This is a genomic window from Agaribacter flavus (genome assembly GCF_042646125.1).
Lineage (GTDB): Bacteria > Pseudomonadota > Gammaproteobacteria > Enterobacterales > Alteromonadaceae > Glaciecola > Glaciecola flavus.
Map to the genome: position 1 here is coordinate 1 of NZ_JBHRSW010000034.1, position 4,507 is coordinate 4,507.

General features: G+C 40.1%; 4 protein-coding genes. 1 reads left to right on the plus strand and 3 read right to left on the minus strand.

The genetic code is table 11. The features are described from left to right. Window positions 1-296 precede the first annotated feature (296 nt). Window positions 297-1,414, minus strand: a protein-coding gene (locus tag ACFOHL_RS14420) for an IS3 family transposase (protein ID WP_376920946.1) whose coding sequence is annotated in 2 segments (ribosomal slippage) — window positions 297-1,198 and window positions 1,198-1,414 — 1,119 coding nt in all. Because the reading frame shifts where the segments join, the coding sequence is not laid out codon by codon here. Here ACFOHL_RS14420 and ACFOHL_RS14425 point away from each other — a divergent pair. Beyond that, the gene (locus tag ACFOHL_RS14425; RefSeq protein WP_376920947.1) at window positions 1,409-2,833 is read left to right on the plus strand and encodes a hypothetical protein; all 1,425 of its coding nucleotides are present in this window, start codon (window positions 1,409-1,411) and stop codon (window positions 2,831-2,833) included. The two genes, ACFOHL_RS14420 and ACFOHL_RS14425, sit on opposite strands and share 6 nt — an antisense overlap. A 97-nt stretch (window positions 2,834-2,930) precedes the next feature. Here the strand turns inward: ACFOHL_RS14425 and ACFOHL_RS14430 are convergent, their stop codons facing one another. Further along, window positions 2,931-3,869, minus strand: a complete 939-nt coding sequence (locus ACFOHL_RS14430) for a universal stress protein (RefSeq protein WP_376920948.1) — start codon at window positions 3,867-3,869, stop codon at window positions 2,931-2,933. A 25-nt stretch (window positions 3,870-3,894) separates the two neighbouring features. Next, window positions 3,895-4,341, minus strand: a complete 447-nt coding sequence (locus tag ACFOHL_RS14435) for a phosphate-starvation-inducible PsiE family protein (protein WP_376920949.1) — start codon at window positions 4,339-4,341, stop codon at window positions 3,895-3,897. Window positions 4,342-4,507 lie beyond the last annotated feature (166 nt).

Consider the following 4,507-nt stretch of genomic DNA (forward strand, 5'->3'; position numbering starts at 1 on the left):
AGGTGGATTATCTTACAGCAAAAACAAATATTGCCACTACTGCAACGGATTGAAAATCTGAAAATCCTGCTAGGCTGTTTTTAATATCTATACTCGTTTAATTTGGCGCTATACTAATCTAATAGCTTTGACAGTTACTCTCTTTGAAAGCTTTTGCTTCTTGAGCCATGAGCGCTTTTCTCTGAAGGATGCGCTCTTTTTGAGCCTCGGTAATTCCCGGAAAGTCGTCATAAAAATCGCTCTTTGGAAACGTCTCGAAGTGAAGGGCTATTGATGAGTGAATCGCCACCAATAACTTAGACACTTCTCAGCCGTTCTTGGTAACGGTTCTCATACTCTACTGGTGACAATAGATTATTGGAACCATGTTTTCGTTTACTGTTATAAAACATCTCGATGTAATCAAAGATATCGCTTCTGGCATCATCCCTAGAGGTATAGGTTTTCCGTTTGATACGTTCACGTTTCAGTAGCTGGAAGAAGCTTTCAGCTACAGCATTATCATGGCAGTTTCCTCGTCTGCTCATACTGCCTTCCAACCCATTGGCTTTAAGGAAAGCCTGCCAATCGTGACTGGTGTATTGACTGCCTTGGTCAGAATGCACCATCACTTGTTGCTTCGGATTACGCCGCCACACAGCCATCAGCAGTGCATTGAGAACAATATCCTTGGTGATGCGAGACTGCATTGACCAACCAATGACTTTGCGCGAGAACAAATCTACTACTACAGCCAGATACAACCAGCCCTCGTGTGTTCGGATATGCGTAATATCCGTCACCCAGGCTTCATCTGGTGCCATAGGATTGAACTGACGCTGTAATCGGTTTGGAACAACAATATGGCGCTCACCGCCACAGTGGCGTGGTTTACGATAGCCCACCTGTGCCTTGAGACCTTCTGAACGCATTAACCTATACACTCGGTTGATACCGCATACTTCACCCACATCACGCAGATCTGAATGGATCTTGCGGTAGCCATATACGCCACCTGACTCCAACCAGAACTGTTTAATCAATCCTGTTAGGCGTTGATTGGCTTTATGACGCTTCGAGTTAGGCGTGTTATGCCAAGCGTAATAACCACTGGGATGAACATCGAGCATTCTGCAAAGCCAACGAACAGGCCAACAATCACTGTTGTCCTTGATGAAGGCGTACCTCAATCGGACTGTTTTGCGAAGTACGCCGCGGCTTTTTTTAAAATATCCCGTTCATCTTCGGCGCGTTTTAATTCCTTTTTTAATCGCTTAATCTCGGCCTGTGCATCCGCTAAATCATTATGCTCTTTTGAATCAGGCCCATATCTCTTCACCCAGGCATAAAGACTATGAGTAGTGACATCAAGTCGCTTGGCAACATCTGCAACAGAATAACCGCGATCTATAACTTGTTTAACCGCTGCGTGCATCAAGTTGATCTTTCGTTTTCAAGTTTAAAACAAACAATCGAGCCAGAGATAAAACACTTATTTGACTGCGGCGAAAAGAAAATAAGAGATGCAGCCTTTCACCCAGCTCAGAAGCTAATTTACTACACTGCGCAACCGCAAGACTTTTGGCCAAATCAAATCTACGCCTTCGATTTACTGACTAAAAAGCACCGTCTAGTTTCGCAAGATGAGCCAAGGGGTTGGGGGCACCACAATATTGATATCTCGCCTAATGGTGAAAAGTTATTGATCATGAGCACTGATAACGACCACAAAACTCAGCTAATAGCTTTAGATTTACTCACCAACAAAATGACTCAAGGCATTAAGTTAGATCGGCCTGTTGTCGAAGCGATTTGGCATCACGATTCACAACACGTTTATTACCATGCGCCAGCACCTGCTCAACAAATTATCCAAAGTGAATTGAACGGAGAAAATGCTATTGTAATGGTGAATATCGCGCAGCCAATTTCTTCTCAAATGTCACGTGTACCTGACGGACAAAATATTGTGTTTAGCACCGAACAAAAAAATCTTGATATTCGTTGGCTCGAAATACCTTCAAACCAACGCGAGATCAGTAATTCAACCGTTAATGATACTTTACCGATATTATTTCACGACACTGAGCAGTATTTAATTACGTCAGATCGCGATGGTCTCATGCAGCTATATCTATCTGATTATCAGTCCTCACAAACGAGAAAAGTTACGGATTTTGAGCAGTTATATTCGATTCGTTATGCGTCAATATCATCGGATGATTCCTATGTATTGATCAACGCTGATAAAAACGTGTATCGATTGCCGATAAAAGCACTGCTTGGCGACTCTTTATTAAAGACTTTAAGCCCCGAATACATAATTTATTCGAGCGACCACCCAATTATAGCGCTCGATTGGTTTGCTAATCGAGGTGCTGCAATTACTGAAGTAATCAATGGTAAACCTCAACTAGTAGCAGTTGACTGGTCAGGTCAAAAACTTGAATTGCCAGAAGGGAAATGGGCATATGGATTGACCGAAAGCGCAAAAGCGAATAACACTTATTTGGTGGAACAAAAAAGCAATATACTGTTCAAGCTAAGTCCAAAAAAAGGTGCTCGTGCCACAAAGGCACTAGACGACAAACAAGCAATACCTCTTATAGAAAGCACCAATATTTCCCTGCCTGAAAAGTCTTACCATGTAAAAATTGATGATGGCATTCTGTATTACGTGACAACCGATAACAGTCTAGAATACCTTAACGTTCAACCTTTAACAGTTCAGAATGAATTAGATAGCCATAAGATTCAATTGAACGGGTTTGCAAGTTATGACGTCAGTGAGCAAAAGATAATAATTAGTGATGCGGCAGCCATTGAGGGTGATGTTCATAAGGCGGTGTTTTAGTTCGTGTATTTCCATAGATAAATATGAAAAAAATAAAAAAGAAGTGCACGTTAAAATTTTACCCGTGCACTTTTCGACGGTATTACACTAACCGCGGCTAATTATGCGGTGAAACAAACTCATCAGGTTTGAGTGCAATGAGTGAACAGTTGAGGTTTTGCACGATAGTCTCTGCTGTATTTCCCATAATCAACCCTGCTATACCACTTCTTGCCAACGTACCCATTACTAAGGTTTCTATATTCTCTTCTTGAACAAAAAGAGGGATTTGTTGAACGGCTAGGCCATGACGAATATGGATGTTTACAGCAAGATCACTTGGAAGTTGAGCTTCTTCTACCAATGCCTCTAGTTGGAGTTTATGTTGCTGCTTTGACTTGTCTATTTCTTCTTGAATATTGCTAGTTGATAGATTCAACCATGAGGAACTTAGCATCGCAGAATCTAAGAAATTTTCCCAACAGGATATTACTTGTAACTCACTTTTTGTGAATTTTGCCAATGCAGCTGAAACTTCAAGTAATTTTAAGCTCAGTTTACGGGCAGTGGTATCTGAATCAGAAGGGTCTATGGCTACTGCTAATTTGGGTGTTTGACTCACAGCATTAGTATTTTGAAATAACCACACAGGCGTAGGACTTTCTCGTAGTAGACTCATGTCTAAGGCGCAAAACCCTTTTCCTAAATCATGAGTTTCAGGCGCCTTTATCAAAAAGCTAACATTGTGTTGAGACGCAAAATTAATGGCTTCAGCGCTTGCATTTTTGGCATCCAAAATATCAATATCAAAAGGCACATCTAATTTGGTATTTGCCTCTTTATTTATCACAGACTTAATTTTCATTTCGACTGAATTTGTTAAATATTCAAGGTAGGAAGTTTGATGATGTTTGAGCTCTTTAGGGAACTTCGGCACCAATACTCGACAATATAATTGACCACCCAGTTTTTGAGTATGACTAAGCGCTTCCTTTATAAGGTCTTCGCTAGCTATCTTGTCTGTAATAAGAAGTAAAACATTTTGCTTGTAAAACATAATTGAATCCTCAGGTTTTTTGAAATTAAGTTCTGGCCTTTAATGAAACTAAAAAATAGGTAAATCCTAACGATATGACGATTGCTGCTATTCCTAAGAGGTATTCGTGCTCGATGGAAGTAAAATCCAAAACGATGACCTTTCTAGCAATAGCCATTAGTGCCGTGGCGACAACTAGTTTTATATGGATCACATCATCGCGAAGGTATAGCGTGATATTGATAAATATTTCAATCGCGATTAGTACAGCAAGAAAGGATGCAAAAATGACAAAAATATCACTTAGCTCAAGAAGAAAATAATTTGAATGTATAAGTTTTTTATACATAACGACACCCACATCGATGACGCAAAAAACGATTACGATTGTCATCAATACAGCTAGTATTCTAACTATATGCTGAATGATGTTCGTCAGTACGCAAATTAGCTTATCGCCGTCTTCGCATAAATGATTGTCTGTTTCTTTCATATTCGCTGTTTCATGTTTTTAAGCTGACATGATCTTAAAATGAAACCGACACTCATATTATTGAGCCAAATCAAGAGAACACTTGTGAGGAGTATAAGATGGATTAACACTATTTACTACCCTCTGTGACAGCTGACTTTAAGGCTTTTTTGATGCATTGCAGATT